Source organism: Clostridium acetobutylicum ATCC 824 (genome assembly GCF_000008765.1).
GTDB lineage: Bacteria > Bacillota > Clostridia > Clostridiales > Clostridiaceae > Clostridium_S > Clostridium_S acetobutylicum.
The window spans coordinates 2,644,289-2,663,851 of sequence record NC_003030.1 but is presented as its reverse complement, the minus strand read 5'-3'; the positions used below and the strand labels follow the sequence as shown (position 1 = coordinate 2,663,851).

Here is a 19,563-nt window from a genome sequence, read left to right as displayed (position 1 = left end):
AAAAATAAATTGGAGGTCTTTTAAATATTATTTAACAATATAAAGCTTTTAAAAAGCAAGGAGGAATATTATGAAAAGTAAAATTTCAAAATTATTAATTGTAGCTGCAATAACAATGGCAAGTGTAGGATGGGGAGCATTAAAAGTTGGTGCTACAACGACAGGAGAGCCGCTCAGAAATGGTGCGTGGCTTGGTCAATGGCCAACCACAGAAGCAATCAATAAGCTTCAGGAAGCCCAAGACAAAAAAATGGATTATGTAAACATGTTTATTAATTTTTCTACTTCATTTAATGCATTTAAAGCAAATGTTGACTCAGTTTATGAGGACGGAGCACAGCTTATTTTAACTTGGGAACCACAAGGTATTACAGATGATCAAATAAGTAATGGATCTAAGGACGATTATATAAGGCAAATGGCAAGTGATCTTAAAAACTACAATAAACCAATGGTAATAAGGTTAATGCATGAGGTTAATGGTAATTGGTATAGCTGGGCAACGGGATATAATAATGGAACTGTAAATAGTTATGATCAATATAAAAGAGCTTATCAGCATGTTGTAGAAATTTTTAGAAATGAAGGTGCCACGAACATTAAGTTTATGTATAATGTAAATAGTAATAGTGTTGGAAATAATACTGACTATATGGCAGCGTATCCCGGAAATGATTATGTAGACATACTTTCAATTGATGGCTATAATTGGGGAACAACTCAATCGTGGGGAAGCAGTTGGCAATCTTTTGATCAAATCTTTGGACAAGCATATAATGTCTTAAAGGCATATAATAAACCAATTTTTATTCCTGAGATTGGTTCAGCTAATAAGGGTGGTGATAAGGCAGCTTGGATTACAGATGCCTATAACAGAATAAGATCAAGTTATCCTTTAATAGATGCAGTTATTTGGTTCAATGAAAATAAGGAAACAGATTGGACAGTTAATTCAAACTCCGATGTGTTATCAGCATATAAGTCAGCTATTATGGGACCGGTACCTACAAGTTTTAATTGGGCCTATGAGGATGCTAATAATGATGGAAGCTGGAATTATAGCTCAGTGTGGGGTGGCTCAGGAAGCAGTATTGAAGCCTCTTCTCAGTGGAACAATGTACCTATGTCTACTCAAGTGAAATATGAGGGAAACAGTTCACTTAAATTTCACTTTAAGCACACTTCTTATAATGGATATGCTGGAGCTTCAATACCAACCTCTGAATTTAGTACCGGATTAGAGCCTTATAGCGATGTAGGCTGTAATGCAGGAAAGAATTTAACAAGAACAACTTATTTAAAATTCTATATACTAGGAGACTCAAATTCAAAAGCAAGAATTAAATTGCGTGACGTATGGGGAAATGAAACAAATCCAGTAGAGCTTACGGATTATGTTACTGCTTCAAATTCAGGGTGGCAACAGGTAACTATACCAATCTCTAATTTAACTTCAGCTGCCATTGATAAGAACAATATATCTGCAGTTAAGTTTTTAATAGATGGAAACACATATCAGCCAGGTGAGTGGACATTCTATGTTGACAATATGAATTTTTCAAACTAATGGTTTATATGAAATAGAAAGTAGGGTTAATATATAAACTAATATAATAGATAGAATACATGGTAATATATGCATGATCTATCTATTCTTTTTATGCATAAGTAACTATTAAATTATATTGAATAACAAGTAGTATATAGTACACTATGTAATAAGAGGAATATTGTAAGGGGGGATTAGAATGAGAGCAGACCTTCAAAGAATGTTTTAGAAGGTAATACAGTAAATACATACATAACAGCAGTAATAAAGTTCTACGATTATCAGATGAAGGTTGAAGAATATTTTATACAATTATATTAAAAGTTAAAGAAACAGATACCTGTTTGGACCGTACTTCTCAAGGTTGGTATCTTTGTAATGGTATTCCAAAAACAAAGGTGTTAAACCATCGTATTTCAATAACTGATAAAGTATATATTGTTATACAGGAAGTAGTTGATGAAGTTGAGAAAAAAATCACTGATATGCAGAATGAGGACTTGATTCAATGGGAATATATTAGACATAACCTTGACGTATTATATGAAGACTAAAAAGCAGGAATGACATACCCAACTTAATCCATGTTTAAACTTTAGAAATCTTTGCATAACCGTATGCTTTATGCCATGGTATGAACTTGAAATTCAGGAAACTAAGGCACTTATTGAGAGTGATAAGACCAAAAGACGTAACTATGGGTTGAGAAAAATACGTGTCTTTTGGAGCTTAGATATGGCATTTTTAGTTTCGTATGCTTTTTGAGAATAATGTGAATTCAAAAGCAAACTTTGCCAATTATACAGGAAAACTCCCTTATTTATCCATACAAGAGCATATTAGCAATTAAAATAAAAATATATTGATTTAGAATATTTTTTTATTGATTTACGATAAATGGTTTGCTAATATATAAGTGTAATAAATAAGAGAGGTGATTTTTATGAACCGAGGAACAACACTTTTTTTAAAATTAGCTGTTATTTTTATTGGAATTCCTATTCTCGCTTTGTGTGTATTTGGGGTATATTGGTTAGCTAACAACCCAGTAAACCTTAATTATGCCTATGTACTATATCCTATTTTAATAGGTATATATGCATCAGTGATACCTTTTTACATTGCATTGTATAGCACTTTTAGACTTTTAAGTTATATTGATGAAAACAAGGCTTTCTCACAAATTTCTGTCAAAGCCTTAAACAATATAAAACACTGTACAATTGCAATCAGTATCCTATATATGGCAACAATGCCATTCGTTTATCTTTTAGCAGATAAAGATGATGCACCAGGTCTTATAATAATTGGAATGGTCCCTATATTTGCTTCATTGGTAATATCAGTATTCTCTGCTGTTCTTCAAAGACTTTTACAAGAAGCTATAGATATAAAGTCAGAAAATGATTTAACAGTGTGAGGTGAATAATATGGCGATTATAATTAATATTGATGTTATGCTTGCTAAAAGAAAAATGAGTGTAACGGAACTTACAGATAAGGTTGGAATAACCATGGCGAATCTTTCTATACTAAAGAATGGAAAGGCAAAAGCTATAAGGTTATCAACTTTAGAAGCAATCTGTAAGGCTTTAGAATGTCAGCCAGGAGATATTTTAGAATATAAAAGAGATAGTGATACTTAATAATATCGTAAACGTAAGGGGTTTGTACTAATAGTATATTATCTTGATTCCCAATTCTCTTATACTATGAATTACACACATAATTATTAATAGGTTGTACACAGGTTACATGTAAACAAAAAGGTAAGTCTCTAATCACAAGTATCTAATCCATAGGACTTGCCTCTTTTTAAGTTTGGATAAATTTTTTGTGTGCATTGAATGGAACACTAAATGATATCTATTATACACTATTAATTTTTATTAAGTTTTCTAATTTATATCAGCTTATGTTATAATTTCTTTATTCATGAGTTTGTATACAAAATTTTATGGTGCGTTTTATAAAACAATATAATATTCTAATGTTTTTATAGGAAGAGAGGCTTACTACATATTTTGTTTATATAAGAATGATTATACTTAAAAGGAGAATTAGAATGGCGAAGAAGAACTTTTATGCAGTAAAGGAAGGCAGAAAAACAGGAATATTTAAAACTTGGGATGAGTGCGTGCAGTACGTTTCAGGATACCCAAATGCAAAATATAAGGGTTTTGTAACTAGAGAAGAAGCGGAAGTTTATTTAGAGGGATGTGTAAATTTAGATATAAATAATGAAGAACCAGTGCCTAAATTTAATCAAAATATACCATTGAAAAGTGGATACGATATAACTCCAATAAAAAGTAAAGCAAAAGTGAAAAGTTCAAAAACCTTTGTAGAACCAGATACAATAAAAGAAGAGTATGAATTCATTGCTTTTGTAGATGGAAGTTATGATAAATTAAAAAAGCTATATGGTTCAGGAGTTATAGTTTTAGGAGAAAATGATGAATTTAAGGTTTATTCAACAGCAGGTCGCGACACGTGGGATCAGTGGAATATTGTAGGAGAATTAGAAGCAACAAAGCTTGCATTAACTAAGGCTAAGGAGTTTGGTACAAAGAATGTAGCAATATATCATGATTTAAAGAACATAGCTTTGTGGGCAACAGGTGAATGGAAAGCCAAAAATGAGTTTACGCAAGGTTATGTTAAATTTATAGAGGACATAAGCAAGGAGCTAAATATTTATTTTGTTAAAGTTAAAGGCCATAGCTATGAAAGCAAATATAATGATTTAGCAGATGAAGCCGCTAAAAAGGCCATTGTAGAGTATTAGTTAGGGTTTGATTTATAGAGATTAAGAGAGAAGTTAAGTGAGTTATGATATTAAGTGTAAGTAGGAGAACAGATATACCCGCATTTTATAGCGAATGGTTTTTCAATAGATTAAAAGAAGGTTTCGTATACGTCATAAATCCTTTTAATGAGAGAAAAGTAAGTAAAGTAGAACTTAACAAAGAAACTGTAGATTTATTTGTATTCTGGACTAAAGACGCAGAGCCGATGTTAAAAAGGTTAGATGAGCTGAATGAATTTAAATATTATTTTCAATTTACAATAACTTCATATAGAAACGATGTAGAACGTATGACTAGAAAGAAAAAAGATATTATAGATACATTTAGAATACTTTCAAAAAAAATTGGAAAAGAAAAAATTATATGGCGATATGATCCTATATTTTTAAATGATTTTTATACTAAGGAATATCATTATCGGTGGTTTGAAAGGTTTTGTGATAAATTAGAAGGATATACAGATAAATGCATTATAAGTTTTTTAGATTTGTATAAAAAAACTGAAATAAATACTAGGTGTTTAAACATACATAAAATGGATGAAAAGAGTATGAGGCAAGTAGCAAAACAGCTGTCAATTATAGCTAATAAACATAATATAATAATTGAAACCTGCTCAGAAGGCATTGACCTATCTGATTATGGAATAAAAAAAGGGAGCTGTATAGATAAAAATTTAATTTCAAAAATAATAGATTTTGGAGTAGAGCTTAAAAAAGATAACAATCAAAGGGAATTGTGTGGATGTGTAAAAAGTGTAGACATTGGACAATACAATACCTGTAAACATCATTGCTTGTATTGCTATGCAAATTTCAATGAAAAGCTTCTTAACGATAGCATTTTAAAGTATAATCCGAAAGCGCCAACTTTAGCTTATACTTTAAAGGGTGATGAAAAAATAACTGTTCGCGAAATGGAATCCATAAAGGGTAATAAACAAAAACAATTAGATTTATTTAAAAATATTAAGCAAGGTGAATAGAAATGTTAAATAAAAGAGAAAACTTTAAAAATATAGCAAGTGAAACTTTAAGTGTAATTAATGATGGATACTACATTAATAAGTCCAATGAAAAAATAGATATAAAAACTTTTACGGATAGAGCAATAGAGGGTACAGAGTTAGTTTGTGAATTAAAAAATGAAGAAGGAAATAAATTAAATGCTTCTTTGGATAAGGCTGAACTTACTGTTGTAAATAATGCTACTATTAATGCAATAATAGAATTGAGAAACAGCGGAATTAGTGGTAATGTTATTGCACTTAATTTTGCCTCAGCAAAAAATCCTGGTGGAGGCTTTCAGTCAGGTGCCAATGCACAGGAAGAGAGTATTGCTAGAGCATCCTCGATTTATCCATGTCTTATAAAATATAAGGAAGAGTTTTATGAGTTTCATAAGGAGCAAAAAAATCCACTATACTCAGACAAAATGATATATTCTAAGGATGTACCCATTTTTAGGGATGATAGTGGAGATTTTTTAAGTGAACCCATATTATGTTCGTTTATAACCTCCCCTGCTGTAAATGCTAGAGTGGCAAGAGAAAGGGGAATTAATGAAAGTGAAATAAGAGAAGCTATGAATATTAGAATTAAGAAAATAATAAAATTAACTTTAAGTAAAAATCCCAAGGCTATTGTTTTAGGTGCATTTGGATGTGGTGTGTTTGGAAATAATCCAGCGGATGTTGCAAAAATATTTTGTCAGCAGTTAAAAGAGAATATAAGTAAGCTTAGAGATATAAAAATAGTTTTTGCTATATATGATAGAAATATGACGATAGTAAATATTTTTCGAAAAGAATTAGAATATTTTAATTCAGTTATATAACATAAGAATCTAACATAATAAAACGCAAATGTGCATAAAGTACAGGATGTTTCTGTATTTGATGCACATTTTTTATGCTTTATTGTTATATTAGATTAGGAAATTTGTTAAAAAATAAAAATACATAGATGATAAAAGTTTAATTACAATAAAAAAATATAAAAAAAATAGCTATTTTTAATATAATAATGACAAAAATGACAAAACAGTATTGATACTGGTCAAAATATGTAGTAATATTTTCATGTGCTACATAGTGGGAAAACAAAGTGAGGTAAGAAATTAAAAAGATTATTTTAGCAATTATAATTATTTAAAATGGTTTTAATACGTATTGGGAAATGGAGAACATAATATTAAAAAGTAAGGTGATCTATAAAGAATGAATAAAAGAATTTTACTAGCAATGGTAGTTGTAATTATAAGTTTTGCATTAATGTCCTGCACCTCTGGTCAAGCACAGGTTAAGATAACTAACATGAGAATAACAAGTGATGTGGGGGTAGTTGTAGTAGGAAGTGTTGATAAAGGCACTTTAAATAAGGGTGATGTTGTTAGAATTGTAGATAATGGAAGCAAGGTTGATGATGTTACTATAAAAGGAATTATAAATAGATCTACAAGTAAGGTTGTAAATTCAGCGTCTAAAGGTGACAAAGTAACTATTAGGCTTGGAGATATTAGCGGTTCTGATGTTAAAATTGGTGATACATTGATAAAAGAAGACAATTAAACAGTGTAAGTTAAAGCTTCTGCTTTAGCCATAATAGGTTAAAGCAGAAGCTTTTTATATTTATGTATCTTTAAAAAAGATTAATATAAGAGGCAATAAAAACTATAGTTGGAATTATTTCAAACTATAGCATTTTTGAAAGTAAACGATAATATGATTAAATGTTTATAAAAACAGGAGGGGAAGATAATATTTTTTGAACGTAATATGTAGAAAAATGTAACAAAAGTATTAATATAAATATACATAAATGGAGGGATAAAATGCAATTTAAAAGGGCTAGTTTAAATAGTATTCGTAGTAAATTAATTATTAGTTTAATATCAATTTGTGTAATTCCATTACTTATAATTGGAACTTTTTCATATAACTATGCCAAATCAATTCTAAATAGCAAATTAAATGTTACAAGCACACAAACACTTAACGAAGTAAATGATGGATTAATAAATTATTTTCATGGGCTTTCTGATATAATTTCAATGACTGCTAAAAATCCACCTATCATAAACATAGATAGTGACAATAACACACAATTAATATCAGAAATACTAGGAGGAGTTAAGAATAGTGACAACGATATTTTAGACGCCTACTATGGAACTGCTTCGGGTAAATTTATAATGTATCCTGATACTAAAATGCCAGATGGATTTGATGCAACTACAAGAGATTGGTACAAAAGGGCAGTGGCATCTAAAGGTGAAGTTATAATAACACCTCCATTTAAGGATGTAGTAACTGGTAACATGGTGGTTGGAATTGCAAAGGCAGTTGAAAAGGATGGAAAAGTAGTAGGAGTTATTGGTATAGACTGTACACTATCTACACTTGCAGACAAAATAGCAACAAAGAAAATAGGAAATTCAGGATATGTGTTTATTGCAAATGGCGATGGTATAATTTTAGCACATCCAAATAAAAGCATTATTAATACAAATGAAGCTGGAAAACTTCCATTTTGGGGAGAAACAAAAACTAAGGATAGTGGATTTGTAACATATACCTATAAAGATATAAAAAAGTTTGGAGTATATAAAACAAATAAACTAACAGGCTGGAAGGTAGTAGCTACATTAGAGCAAAGTGAATTAACTAGTGATACTAAATCCATATTATTAACTACTTCCATAATTGTTCTTATAATGGCATTAGTGGCTGCAGTTCTTTCATTAGTATTAAGCAAAGGAATAGCTAATAATATAAATAAGCTAAAAGATGTATTTGCAAAGGCTTCTAATGGAGATTTGTCTAATTTTATAGAGGTAAAAACAAAAGATGAGTTTGGGCAACTTGCTAGAGATTATAATTCCATGATAAAGAATATAGGTATGCTATTATCAAATGCAAAAAAGACGTCAAACACAGTGCTTGATACTACGTCCAGTCTTTCAAGTATGGCAGAAGAAACATTGGCTTCAATGTCACAGGTTGCGCTTGCAGTTTCTGAAATATCCACGGCAGCTGTAAGTTTAGCTGAGAATTCTGGAGAAACAGCAAATGGTATTGGAGAACTATCAACAAAGTTAGATGACGTAGCAGGAATTACAGAAGATATGAGTAACGTATCTTCCGATACAAAAAATTTAAGTAAGCAGGGAATAAATACTGTAAGTGTACTTATTTCAAAAAATAGTGAAACAATGGAAGCGTCAATGAAGGTTTTTGATATAGTTTCTGACATGGATAACAGTGTAAAAGAAATTAGCACTATTTCAGATGCTATAAATGAAATAACAGAGCAAACTAATCTACTTTCACTCAATGCATCTATTGAAGCTGCAAGAGCAGGAGAGGCTGGAAAAGGATTTGCTGTGGTGGCTGATGAAATTAGAAAACTTGCAGAGCAATCAAAAGCATCTACAGAACAAATTAAGTTAATAATAGAAAACATACAGGAAAAAGCAAATACAGCAGTTAAGGCTATGGACAGCAACAAGAATATTAATTTAGAGCAAAATAAGGTAGTAGAAAAAACAGAACAGATATTTAATGATATATTGATGTCTATAACAAATCTAACAGAGAAGGTTGATAATGTTAAAATGTCAGTAGAGAGTATGCAGACTCAAAAACAAGAGTTTGTAGCTCAAGTAGAAAATACTTCTGCTATATCTGAGGAAACAGCGTCTTCAATAGAAGAAGTTACAGCATCAACAGAAGAGGTTACAGCTACAATGGACAAATTTACTCAGCATACAGTGGAGGTTCAGGAATTAGCTGAAAAATTAAAAGAAGAAATATATAAATTTAAAGTATAGTATAAAAAGACTGAGTGTTTAGTTTTATAAGATAAACACTCAGTCTTTTTTGTATTGTATTTAGTGATAAGAATGTTTGAAACTCTAAAAGTTGTTTATATTTAATTTATAGAGTAAAATTAACATAAGAAATTTAAGATTAGTTAAGGAGATAGAGGTTGTGTTTAGTCCAGTTAAAAGTACAAAGGTATATGAACAGATAATAGAACAATTTAAAATTATGATTGCAAACGGTACCCTTAAAAAAGGAGATAAATTACCGTCTGAAAGAGAGCTTGTAAGTCAACTTGGAGTAAGTCGTGCAAGTATAAGGGAGGCGTTAAGCGCTCTTCAAATGATAGGTTTTGTGGAAGCAAGACATGGAGAAGGTAATTTTATAAGAGAGAATTTTGAGGAAAGTCTAATAGATCCATTTTTACTTATATTCATGTTAAACGGCAGTAATAAAGAACAAATACTAGAGCTTAGAAGAATTATAGAGGTGGAAACAGCAGCTCTTGCAGCTAAAAAGATTACGGATGAGGAAGTAAAAGAGCTTGAAGTGTGTTTAGAGAATTTAACCGAAGCAGAGAATGAAACTTTAAAAGGAAAATATGATAAAAAATTTCATTATAATATAGCCAAAGCATCCAAAAATATTCTGATAGTTAATATGTTAAATGCAGTATCTTCTCTTATGGACTCTTTTATTAGTGAGGCTAGAGGAAGAATTTTGATGGTAGAGGATAATAAAAATGTTTTAATGAAGCAGCATAGGTCCATGCTTGAGGCTTTAAAAAATCATGATTCAAAGGCAGCTTCTAATGCAATGAGTGAACATTTGGATTTGATATATGAGTATATTATAAAAAAATAAAGTTGGGTTTAAGCTATTTTCGATATTAGTGGAATTTGAGAATAGCTTAAAATGGCAGCGTATATCTAAAAATATGAAAAATATGTTAATAAATGTGAATGCTATGGATATGTGTAGAAAAGTGTGGTATATTAAATACATACTGGTCAGACCAGTAGACCAGCAAAAATATTTATAAAATATGGGGAGGTAGAATTTATGGAAATATTGGTTTGCATCAAGCAAGTGCCTGGAACAAGCAAAGTAGAAGTCGATGAAAAGACAGGAGTTTTAAAAAGAGACGGTGTAGATTCTAAAATGAATCCGTATGATTTATATGCTTTAGAAACAGCTTTAAGAATAAAGGAAAAGGTAGGAGGAAGAGTTACGGTTATAAGTATGGGACCACCTCAGGCAAAGGCTGTTATAAAAGAGGCATATATGATGGGTGCAGATGCTGGAGCTTTGCTGTCAGATAGAAAGTTTGCAGGAGCAGATGTTTTAGCTACCTCTTATACTATATCTCAAGGAATAAAAAAAGCGGGAAATTTTGATTTGATTTTATGTGGTAAGCAAACCACAGATGGTGATACAGCACAGGTTGGACCTGAAATGGGAGAATATCTAAAAATGCCTCATGCAGCTAATGTTAGAAGAATTGTAGAGGTTAAAGAGAAATCAATAGTTATAGAAATGGATATGCCAAATACACTTGAGATTGCAGAGATTAAGTTCCCTTGTCTTCTAACAGTTGAAAAGGATATTTTTCAACCAAGACTTCCTTCTTACAAAAAGAAAATAGAAACGAAGGATAGAGAAATAAAGGTATATGGATTAAATGACTTTCAAGATAAGAATGAAAATATGTATGGATTAAATGGCTCTCCAACTCAAGTAGAGAGAATATTTCCACCAGAGTCAAATTTGCATAAAGAGATGTGGGATGGATCAGGTAAAGAGCTTTCTGATAAATTGTTTAAAAAATTAAAGGAAATGAAATTTGTTTAGGGAGAAGGGAATATAATGGGAAAGTTAGTTATTAACGAGAATAAATTAAATGAACAGGTTATAGATCAGCTTGTTAAAATTTGTCCTTTCGGAGCAATGGAAAGAGTTGGAGATAAGGTTCAGATTTCAGCTGCCTGTAAAATGTGCAGACTATGTGTTAAAAAAGGTCCTTCTGGAGTTGTTGAATTTATAGAGGAGAAGAAGGTTCTTATAGATAAAAGCCTTTGGAGAGGTGTTGCTGTATATGTTGATCATGTAGATGGAGATATACATCCAGTAACCTATGAACTTATAGGTAAGGCTAGAGAACTTGCAGCTAAAATAAATCATCCAGTATATGCAGTATTTATTGGACAAAATATCAAGGATAAGGCTGAAGAATTGCTTCATTATGGTGTGGACGAGGTGTTTGTTTATGATGATGCAGCTCTTAAATATTTTAGAATAGAGCCTTACACAAAGGCTTTTGAAGATTTTATAAATAAGAATAAGCCTTCAACCATATTAGTAGGAGCAACAACGGTTGGAAGATCCTTGGCACCAAGAATAGCTGCTAGATTCAGAACGGGATTAACAGCAGATTGTACTATACTTGATATGAAGGAAAATACAGATTTAGTTCAAATAAGACCAGCCTTTGGTGGTAATATAATGGCTCAAATAATAAATCCTAATAATAGACCACAATTGGCTACGGTAAGATATAAGGTTATGAATGCTCCAGTTAGAAGTGAAGAAAAAAAAGGAAAGATAACTTTATGCTCATTAAAAGATATAACTTCTAACATTGAAGTTTTGAAGGTTGTAAAAAAACAGGTAGAAGAAAATATAGCAGATGCAGAAGTTATAGTATCTGTTGGAAGAGCAGTAAAATCTGAGAAGGATATGGAACCTATAAAAAAGCTAGCTGGCTTACTTAATGCGCAGGTAGCAGGTACAAGACCTCTTGTGGAAGCAGGTTTAATAGATGCTAAAAAACAAATTGGATTAAGTGGTAGAACAGTTAAGCCTAAACTTATATTTGCAATAGGAATTTCAGGTGCAGTTCAGTATACGGCCGGCATGAACAATTCAGATTGTATAATAGCTATAAATAGCGATGCTAATGCACCAATATTTAATGTTGCACACTATGGAATAGTTGGAGATTTATATGAAATAGTTCCTGAATTGATTAAAAAAATAAAAGTAAGCTAAGTTTAGGAGGGGTATAATGTTAAACGAATATAAAAAAATAGATGAGAAGGATATTGAGTATTTAAAATCGGTTTTAGAAGAGGATAGAGTTTTTGTAGGAAAAGATATCAGTGAGGATTTTAGCCATGATGAGCTTGGGTCAGTAAAAAAAATGCCTGAAGTATTAGTAGAGGTTATAAATGCTGATGAGGTTTCAAAAATAGTTAAGTACGCTTATGATAACAATATTCCAGTTATTCCAAGAGGATCTGGTACAGGTCTTGTAGGAGCTTCTGTTCCTGTACATGGTGGGATAATGATAAATTTGTGCAGAATGAATAAAATACTAGAAATTGATGAGGAAAATTTAACTCTAACGGTTGAGCCAGGAGTACTTTTAATGGAGATAGCAGAATTTGTGGAAGAGCACGATTTGTTTTATCCACCAGACCCAGGTGAAAAATCTGCAACCATAGGTGGAAATATAAACACTAACGCTGGTGGTATGAGAGCTGTTAAATATGGAGTTACAAGAGATTATGTTAGAGGACTTGAAGTGGTTCTTCCAAACGGAGAAATTATAGAACTTGGAGGAAAGGTAGTTAAAAACAGTTCGGGTTATAGTATAAAAGATTTAATTTGTGGTTCAGAAGGAACACTTGGAATAGTAACTAAAGCTATATTAAAGTTAATGCCACTACCTAAAAAAGCTATAAGTCTTCTTGTTCCATTTCCTAATCTTACAAAAGCTATAGAGACTGTTCCAAAGATAGTAAAATCAAAAACTATACCAACATCTATAGAATTTATGGAGAGAGATGTAATACTAGCAGCAGAAGAGTTCTTAGGAAAGAAGTTCCCAGATAGCGCAGCTGATGCATATTTGTTATTGACTTTTGACGGTAATAGTACGGAAGAAATAGAGAAGGATTATGAAAGTGCAGCAAATATAGTTTTAAATGAAGGTGCATTGGATATATTTATAGCTGATACAGATGAAAGAAAAGAAGCTATATGGTCAGCCAGAGGAGCGTTTCTTGAGGCTATAAAAGCATCTACTACAGAAATGGATGAATGTGATGTTTGTGTGCCAAGAAATAAGATAGCTGAATTTATAAACTATACCTACAAGCTTCAAGATAAATTTGATATAAGGATAAAGAATTTTGGTCATGCAGGAGACGGTAATCTTCATGTATATATACTAAAAGATGAAATGACAGAAGATAGTTGGAATAAGAAACTTCCAGAAGTATTTAAATGCATGTATAAGAAAGCTAGAGAACTAAAAGGACAAGTTTCAGGTGAACACGGAATAGGATATGCAAAGAAGAAGTACTTGAATGAACAAATAGGAGAAGCTAATTTAACACTAATGAGAAATATAAAACTTGCTTTTGATTCAAAGAATATATTAAATCCTGGTAAAGTATGTTACTAAAAAGATAGTAATTAAAAGGTAGATTAAGTTTAAGACTTAGCCTACCTTTTAATTATGGAACATATAAGAAGTAGCATTCAATATGAGGTTGATAATTGTATCCATAAATTGGATTGTAAATATGTGAAAAGAAGATACGATAAAATACATGATAGGAAAATCTATCATATATTAAAACAAAGCAAGATGGGGGACAACAAATGAAGAAAATTATTTTAGCAGCATTATTAGTAATTATGAGTATTAGTTTTACAGCCTGTGGAAATTCTTTTGAATTTAAGGTAACAGATGTACAGAAAACTAATAGCGAAGGAACATTTGCAGTAGGTAAAGTGGAAAAGGGAACTTTAAGTGATGGAGATGTAGTTACAATTAAAAGAGATGGTAAAACAATTAAGTCTGTTAAGGTTCAAGGAATGGTTAATAAGGATAAAGATAAAGATGCAAAATCAATTACTAAAGGTGATAATGCATACGTAGGACTTGGTGATATTGGAGAAGACGATATATCAATCAATGATATCTTAATAAAGAAATAGTTAAAAAATACATGCTAATAAGCGTGTATTTTTTTTATATATAAGTTACGTTTGATACATACTAAAATAGAAAGCTAAGGAGGGATTTTTATGGAGAAGCACAGCCATGAGCACCACCATCATCATGATATTTCATCCATAAGTAAAAATAAACTATTCTTTGTTATTATATTTAATTTTATTATTGCGTTAGCAGAGGTTATAGGAGGCTCAATTTCTGGAAGTCTTTCTCTTATTTCTGATGCGCTGCACAATTTAAGTGATACTGCCTCACTAATATTAAGTTATGTATCTATTAAAATATCAGAGAAACCAAAAAATAAAGCTAAAACCTATGGATATAAAAGAGCAAATATTTTGGCTGCTTTTATAAATTCAGCTGCGTTAATAGGAATTTCAATATTTTTAGGAGTTCAGGCACTAGAAAAGCTTACAAGTCTTAAAAAAATCAATGCAAATATAGTAATTGTAGTTGCTTTGATTGGTCTTTTAGGAAATTTTCTTAGTGTGATTATTTTGAAAAAAGGTGCGGAGAAAAGCTTAAATGTAAGATCCTCTTATTTACATATGCTAAGTGATGCTATGGCATCTTTAGCTGTAATAATTTCTGGAGTTTTTATAAAGTACTTTGCTATTTATTGGATAGATTCGGTTTTAACTATTTTTATAAATATGCTAATTCTTAAATCAAGTTATAATATTTTAAAGGAAAGCATCAATATTTTAATGCAGACAACTCCCGTGAACCTTGATATGGATGATGTTAAGGAGCAATTGTTAAAAATAAAAGAAATAAAGGGAGTGCATCATTTTCATATATGGACTTTAGATGAAAACAATATTGTTTTAGAGGGGCATATTGAAATTGATGATATATTGGTCAGCGAAACTAGAGCCATTAGTGATAAAATTGAACATATATTGAATGAAGATTTTCATATAACACATGTTGTGATACAGTTTGAAAGCACAAGCTGTGAAGATAATATTTGTAAAATTTAGGTTGTGTTCTAAATAAGTATTGAAAATGGATATTCTATTAGGAAGAGTGTTAAAATTGTATAAATTAACATAGCAACAAGTTTATTTTGGAGACATAAAAATCTTGGCTGTATAAGCACATTTTTAGGCAAGGGATACGTTGATGGTGTTGCAACAAAATATATTAAATATAAGACTTAAAAAATAGAAAATCAAGGTGTGTGAAATTTTATAAGTTATGTTACAATAAGTACACTATTAATTCACGTAAAAGGAGGATACAATTATGAGAATTATAGAGACACAACCAAGTACACAAGATGCTATTAATTTAATGGAGGAACTATCTAAAAATTTAGAATTTATAACGGGTGACAGTGGGAAAAACTCTTTTAATTCAAATGATGTTTGTGTTCCACGTTCGTTATTTGTAGTAGCATATAATAAAGATGATGAGGCTATAGGTTGTGGAGCAATACGACCTATTAATGAAGATGTTGCTGAGGTTAAAAGAATGTTTGCTAAGACTAAGGCGATTGGAGTGGGAAGTGAAGTTTTGCAACACTTAGAGAAGCAAGCACAAAAATTAGGGTACTCTTATCTTTGGCTTGAAACCAGATTGATTAATAAAAGAGCAGTATCATTCTATGAAAAAAAAGGCTATCATCGCATTTCTAATTATGGCAAGTATGTAAATAAACCTGAAGCAGTTTGTTTTGAAAAAAAGATAATCTAAATTCGCAAAATTCTTATATTGAGAATTATAGGTGGACAATCCGGCCTATAATTTTTTTTGCGATATTTCAACACTGTATTCAAACATAGCGAAAATTTAAAGCTCTATACTTTATTTTAATCTAAATTTAATCATATCCTCAGTGATTTTTAATTCATCAATAGATATAAAATCTTGTATAGATAAAGATAAGGTTAGAATAATTGTTAAGGATACAGGTATAGGAATACCTAAAGAAGAAATTAATAATATATTTGATAGGTTTTACATTGTAGATAAATCTAGATCTAAGGAAAAAGGAGGCAGCGGACTTGGACTTTCAATAGCTAAGTGGATTGTAGAAATGCATAATGGAAGAATAAAAGTGGAAAGCGAAGAAGGTTCATGGACAAAAATAATAGTAACTTTTACGGTAACTTAAAAGTTTGAGGCATAAAAATATATAAGTTTTTTAAGGAAAACATAAGAACTTTTTAATCAAATTTTAATGTTTTAAGTAGATAATGTATAAGGTACTGAAAACACGATAGAGCCAATATGAAAGGGATAAAAACAAATGAATATGGAGCTTTTTAGAATAATAAACAATTTAGCGAGTAAAAATGAAGTATTTGATAAAGTGATGATTTTCTTTTCAAAAGATGTACCTTATTTATATACCGCAATTTTAGCAGTAGTGTTTGTTTTAGGAATTGTAAAAAACAAAGGAAATTACAGAAAGTCTGTTTTCAGCAGCTTTGTTATAACTGTAATTAATTTGATTTTTAGTTTTGCAATTGGAAAATTATATTATGAGGATAGACCTTTTGTCCATAATAAGGTGAACTTATTAGTACAGCATTCTAAGGATGCTTCTTTTCCAAGTGATCATGCTACAGGGACAATGAGTATAGCCTTGGGACTTAGAAATTATAATAAATTAATAAGTAGAATTTTAATATTAATATCACTGATTGTAGGTTTTTCAAGAGTTTATGTGGGAAATCACTATCCTATGGATGTTTTAGGTGCATATATAATGGTTTTTGTAACAAACTATATTTATAACTTAAAATTAAGAAATAAGGTTGAAAATCTATACGAAGCAGTTGAAAAGAAGATTTTTAGAGTATTAGGTATTAAATTTCTTATACAATAAGATTTAAAATTCGCTAAAATAACGTGGGCATAGGCTCATGTTATTTTAAAGTGTAATTGGGAGGGGAAGATGAAGATACTTATAACAACAGATACCTACTATCCTATGACCAATGGAGTAGTGGTTTCTATTAATAACTTATATAGACAGCTTAAAACCTTAGGGCATGATGTTAGAATACTAGCTTTGTCTCCGGATGGAGGAGAGAAGGTAGTGGGAGATGTCTTTTATCTCAGCTCTTTTGCCATAGGTATTTACCCTGATGCTAGAATAATGAAACCTATTAAAAATAAAATAGTGGGTGAAATAATAAAATGGAGGCCGGACATTATACACTCACAAACTGAATTTTCTACAATGTTGGTAGCTAAGTATATAAAAAGAAAGCTAAATATACCGGAGGTGCACACCTACCACACTATGTATGAAGATTATCTTCATTATCTTTTGTGTGGAAGAATACTAGGTAAGGCTGGGATTTCAAAAGTAACACAGAAGCTATTAAACAGCTGTGAAGCAGTTATAGCGCCAACAGAAAAGGTAAGGTTGAAATTACAAAGTTATGATGTTTCGACTAATATAGATGTAGTTCCTACAGGAATTGACATAAAAAAATTTCAAAAAGAACTGAACAAAGAGGAAAAACTCGAGCTTTTATCAAAGTATGAATTGACAGAGGAAGATACTGTTCTCGTTTATGTTGGTAGAATCGCCGAAGAAAAAAATATTGAAGAGGTTATAAGACTTTATAGAATGGCTTTGAAGCTTTTTAAAAATATAAAACTTCTTATAGTTGGAGGGGGGCCGTATTTGTCTAAGCTAAAAGGCATAATTATAAAAAATAGACTTTCAGAATATGTAAAATTTACAGGCATGATTTCTCCAGATAAAATTTGTAAGTACTATAAGCTTGGGGATGTTTTTGTGACAGCGTCAACTAGCGAAACTCAGGGAATAACGTATGTAGAAGCACTTTCTAGTGGTTTGCCTATCATATGTAAATGGGATATGTGTGTAAAAGGATTAATTGTAAATGGACAAAATGGTTTTGCTTATAGGAAGGATGAAGAATTTTTGAGGGCGCTTAATTATGTGATTTACAATAAAAAATTCAAAATTCATATGATGGAAATGCTTCAAGAAAAGATTAAGGAGTATTCAACTGAGCGTTTTGCAAGTAGAGTTCTTTTAACATATAATGAGGCGCTTATGGAAAGTGATGACTGTTATTTAGTATCAAAGCAAGCTTGATAATTAAAAAATTATTATAGAATATTAACCTATTTAGAGAGTTATTTCACAGTATTTTTTAAACTAGGCTGGATAAAATAATTTAGGATAATACTTAAGAAAGGATGATATTAATGCTTAAGAAATATCTTAAATTTATAAGTTTATCTTTGGTAATAGCTTTAGTTACAGTTGGATGCAGTCAAAATCAGGCACCACAGACTACGCCAAAGAGTTCAAGAAGTGCAAATAAGATAATTCCGTGCGTATTTACGGCTAATGAAAAAGGAAGTATATCTAAAGTAAGTACTTTAACAAATAAAGTAGTTGATACAATAAGAATAAGAGGAAAGGCTCATAATGTTCAAATATCACCTGACAAAAAAATATTAGGTGTTACGAATATATTACCAGAATCAAATTCTAATGATAAAACTATGAAGAATATGGTTAGTAACGGATATGCTGTATTTTACAATGCGGATACGGATGCTCTTGTAAAAAAGGTTCAAGTTGGAGCACATCCTGCACATATAGATTTTACTGGTGATGGAAAGAATGTCTTAGTTACAAATAATATGAGTAATAATATTTCTGTAATAAGCACATCAGATTATAAAGTTAAAAAAACTATAGGAGTTGGAAACGGTCCCCACGGATTTCGTATTTCAAAGGATAATAAATTTGCCTATGTTGCTAATATGGGTGAAGATACGGTAAGTGTTGTAGATATTGCAGCTGGAAAGGAATTAAGGAAAGTAAAGGTAGGAAACACTCCGATTACAACAGCTGTTACAAGCGATGGAAATACTCTTTTGGCGACAGTGAACTCAGAAAATGCCTTAGCCATAGTTAATCTTTCAACTGATAGTGTAGTGAAAGTGTTCGTTGGTGCAGGACCAGCTCAGGTTTATTTATCTCCAGATGATAAGTATGCTTTTGTGGCAAATCAAGGGACTGAAACTAAACCTTCAAATACGGTTACTAAAATAGATATACAAAATAAGACAGTAGCGGCTACAATTACAGTTGGAAAAGGTGCCCATGGAGTTGTGGTAAGTGATGACAATAAGTTTACTTATGTTACAAATATGTATGATAACACAGTTAGCGTTATTAACAATGCTAATGATAAGATTGTAAGCACCATAACTGTTGGAGGAGTACCAAATGGTATTACGTTTAAAAAATAGGTAAAAGGGAATGTGTAAAATAGTATACGCATTCCCTTTTATTTTGCAGGACAATAGGTATAGTACTATTTTTTAGTAGCCTTTACAATAGTATAAA

The 19,563-nt window shown here is 30.9% G+C and carries 19 protein-coding genes and 1 pseudogene; all 20 read left to right on the top strand.

Features of this window, described 5'->3' with window-relative positions:
• The first annotated feature begins 70 nt into the window (after positions 1–70).
• Positions 71–1,567 carry a glycoside hydrolase family 26 protein gene (locus tag CA_RS13085; protein WP_010965848.1) on the top strand — a complete coding sequence of 499 codons (1,497 nt, stop codon included), beginning with the start codon at positions 71–73 and terminating at the stop codon, positions 1,565–1,567.
• Positions 1,568–2,492: 925 nt separating this feature from the next.
• Positions 2,493–2,969, top strand: coding sequence for a DUF2975 domain-containing protein (locus CA_RS13075; protein WP_010965845.1), 477 nt, complete (start codon positions 2,493–2,495; stop codon positions 2,967–2,969).
• A 10-nt stretch (positions 2,970–2,979) separates the two neighbouring features.
• Positions 2,980–3,195, top strand: a complete 216-nt coding sequence (locus CA_RS13070) for a helix-turn-helix domain-containing protein (RefSeq protein ID WP_010965844.1) — start codon at positions 2,980–2,982, stop codon at positions 3,193–3,195.
• Between the two features lie 419 nt (positions 3,196–3,614).
• The gene (locus CA_RS13065; protein WP_010965843.1) at positions 3,615–4,337 is read left to right on the top strand and encodes a viroplasmin family protein; all 723 of its coding nucleotides are present in this window, start codon (positions 3,615–3,617) and stop codon (positions 4,335–4,337) included.
• A 44-nt stretch (positions 4,338–4,381) separates the two neighbouring features.
• Positions 4,382–5,344: a DUF1848 domain-containing protein gene (locus tag CA_RS13060; protein WP_010965842.1), complete on the top strand. Its 963-nt coding sequence runs from the start codon at positions 4,382–4,384 to the stop codon at positions 5,342–5,344.
• Positions 5,345–5,346: 2 nt separating this feature from the next.
• A complete protein-coding gene (locus CA_RS13055) occupies positions 5,347–6,195 on the top strand; it encodes a TIGR02452 family protein (protein ID WP_010965841.1) in 849 nt (282 codons plus the stop codon).
• Between the two features lie 382 nt (positions 6,196–6,577).
• Positions 6,578–6,928 carry a reductase gene (locus CA_RS13050; RefSeq protein ID WP_010965840.1) on the top strand — a complete coding sequence of 117 codons (351 nt, stop codon included), beginning with the start codon at positions 6,578–6,580 and terminating at the stop codon, positions 6,926–6,928.
• 263 nt (positions 6,929–7,191) lie between these two features.
• Positions 7,192–9,189: a methyl-accepting chemotaxis protein gene (locus CA_RS13045; RefSeq protein ID WP_010965839.1), complete on the top strand. Its 1,998-nt coding sequence runs from the start codon at positions 7,192–7,194 to the stop codon at positions 9,187–9,189.
• Positions 9,190–9,349: 160 nt separating this feature from the next.
• Positions 9,350–10,045, top strand: a complete 696-nt coding sequence (locus CA_RS13040) for a FadR/GntR family transcriptional regulator (protein ID WP_010965838.1) — start codon at positions 9,350–9,352, stop codon at positions 10,043–10,045.
• A gap of 198 nt (positions 10,046–10,243) precedes the next feature.
• Positions 10,244–11,032 carry an electron transfer flavoprotein subunit beta/FixA family protein gene (locus CA_RS13035; RefSeq protein WP_010965836.1) on the top strand — a complete coding sequence of 263 codons (789 nt, stop codon included), beginning with the start codon at positions 10,244–10,246 and terminating at the stop codon, positions 11,030–11,032.
• Between the two features lie 15 nt (positions 11,033–11,047).
• Positions 11,048–12,229 (top strand): FAD-binding protein, encoded by a 1,182-nt coding sequence (locus CA_RS13030; RefSeq protein WP_010965835.1) that lies wholly within the window; start codon positions 11,048–11,050, stop codon positions 12,227–12,229.
• Positions 12,230–12,245: 16 nt separating this feature from the next.
• Positions 12,246–13,649, top strand: coding sequence for an FAD-binding oxidoreductase (locus CA_RS13025; RefSeq protein WP_010965834.1), 1,404 nt, complete (start codon positions 12,246–12,248; stop codon positions 13,647–13,649).
• A 200-nt stretch (positions 13,650–13,849) separates the two neighbouring features.
• Positions 13,850–14,188: an EF-Tu/IF-2/RF-3 family GTPase gene (locus tag CA_RS13020; RefSeq protein WP_010965833.1), complete on the top strand. Its 339-nt coding sequence runs from the start codon at positions 13,850–13,852 to the stop codon at positions 14,186–14,188.
• 90 nt (positions 14,189–14,278) lie between these two features.
• Positions 14,279–15,190: a cation diffusion facilitator family transporter gene (locus CA_RS13015; protein ID WP_010965832.1), complete on the top strand. Its 912-nt coding sequence runs from the start codon at positions 14,279–14,281 to the stop codon at positions 15,188–15,190.
• A gap of 24 nt (positions 15,191–15,214) precedes the next feature.
• Positions 15,215–15,340, top strand: a pseudogene (locus CA_RS13010) (IS1595 family transposase); the annotation flags it as partial.
• 115 nt (positions 15,341–15,455) lie between these two features.
• Positions 15,456–15,905, top strand: a complete 450-nt coding sequence (locus CA_RS13005) for a GNAT family N-acetyltransferase (RefSeq protein WP_010965831.1) — start codon at positions 15,456–15,458, stop codon at positions 15,903–15,905.
• Between the two features lie 142 nt (positions 15,906–16,047).
• Positions 16,048–16,326 carry a sensor histidine kinase gene (locus CA_RS13000; protein WP_013913590.1) on the top strand — a complete coding sequence of 93 codons (279 nt, stop codon included), beginning with the start codon at positions 16,048–16,050 and terminating at the stop codon, positions 16,324–16,326.
• A gap of 135 nt (positions 16,327–16,461) precedes the next feature.
• Positions 16,462–17,043, top strand: coding sequence for an undecaprenyl-diphosphatase (locus CA_RS12995; RefSeq protein WP_010965830.1), 582 nt, complete (start codon positions 16,462–16,464; stop codon positions 17,041–17,043).
• A 69-nt stretch (positions 17,044–17,112) separates the two neighbouring features.
• Complete coding sequence (locus CA_RS12990; protein WP_010965829.1) at positions 17,113–18,294, top strand: glycosyltransferase family 4 protein; 1,182 nt, start codon at positions 17,113–17,115, stop codon at positions 18,292–18,294.
• A gap of 113 nt (positions 18,295–18,407) precedes the next feature.
• On the top strand, positions 18,408–19,466 hold the full coding sequence (locus CA_RS12985; protein ID WP_010965828.1) for a beta-propeller fold lactonase family protein: 1,059 nt from the start codon (positions 18,408–18,410) through the stop codon (positions 19,464–19,466).
• Positions 19,467–19,563: the final 97 nt, after the last annotated feature.

Excerpts from the sequence above, each read along its gene's own strand:
- CA_RS12985 (WP_010965828.1), top strand. The coding sequence starts at position 18,408 with ATGCTTAAGAAATATCTTAAATTTATAAGTTTATCTTTGGTAATAGCT.
- CA_RS13050 (WP_010965840.1), top strand. The coding sequence starts at position 6,578 with ATGAATAAAAGAATTTTACTAGCAATGGTAGTTGTAATTATAAGTTTT.
- CA_RS13045 (WP_010965839.1), top strand. The coding sequence starts at position 7,192 with ATGCAATTTAAAAGGGCTAGTTTAAATAGTATTCGTAGTAAATTAATT.
- CA_RS13070 (WP_010965844.1), top strand. The coding sequence starts at position 2,980 with ATGGCGATTATAATTAATATTGATGTTATGCTTGCTAAAAGAAAAATG.
- CA_RS12995 (WP_010965830.1), top strand. The coding sequence starts at position 16,462 with ATGAATATGGAGCTTTTTAGAATAATAAACAATTTAGCGAGTAAAAAT.
- CA_RS13035 (WP_010965836.1), top strand. The coding sequence starts at position 10,244 with ATGGAAATATTGGTTTGCATCAAGCAAGTGCCTGGAACAAGCAAAGTA.
- CA_RS13015 (WP_010965832.1), top strand. The coding sequence starts at position 14,279 with ATGGAGAAGCACAGCCATGAGCACCACCATCATCATGATATTTCATCC.
- CA_RS13055 (WP_010965841.1), top strand. The coding sequence starts at position 5,347 with ATGTTAAATAAAAGAGAAAACTTTAAAAATATAGCAAGTGAAACTTTA.
- CA_RS13065 (WP_010965843.1), top strand. The coding sequence starts at position 3,615 with ATGGCGAAGAAGAACTTTTATGCAGTAAAGGAAGGCAGAAAAACAGGA.
- CA_RS13025 (WP_010965834.1), top strand. The coding sequence starts at position 12,246 with ATGTTAAACGAATATAAAAAAATAGATGAGAAGGATATTGAGTATTTA.
- CA_RS13020 (WP_010965833.1), top strand. The coding sequence starts at position 13,850 with ATGAAGAAAATTATTTTAGCAGCATTATTAGTAATTATGAGTATTAGT.
- CA_RS13005 (WP_010965831.1), top strand. The coding sequence starts at position 15,456 with ATGAGAATTATAGAGACACAACCAAGTACACAAGATGCTATTAATTTA.
- CA_RS13075 (WP_010965845.1), top strand. The coding sequence starts at position 2,493 with ATGAACCGAGGAACAACACTTTTTTTAAAATTAGCTGTTATTTTTATT.
- CA_RS13085 (WP_010965848.1), top strand. The coding sequence starts at position 71 with ATGAAAAGTAAAATTTCAAAATTATTAATTGTAGCTGCAATAACAATG.
- CA_RS13030 (WP_010965835.1), top strand. The coding sequence starts at position 11,048 with ATGGGAAAGTTAGTTATTAACGAGAATAAATTAAATGAACAGGTTATA.
- CA_RS12990 (WP_010965829.1), top strand. The coding sequence starts at position 17,113 with ATGAAGATACTTATAACAACAGATACCTACTATCCTATGACCAATGGA.
- CA_RS13060 (WP_010965842.1), top strand. The coding sequence starts at position 4,382 with ATGATATTAAGTGTAAGTAGGAGAACAGATATACCCGCATTTTATAGC.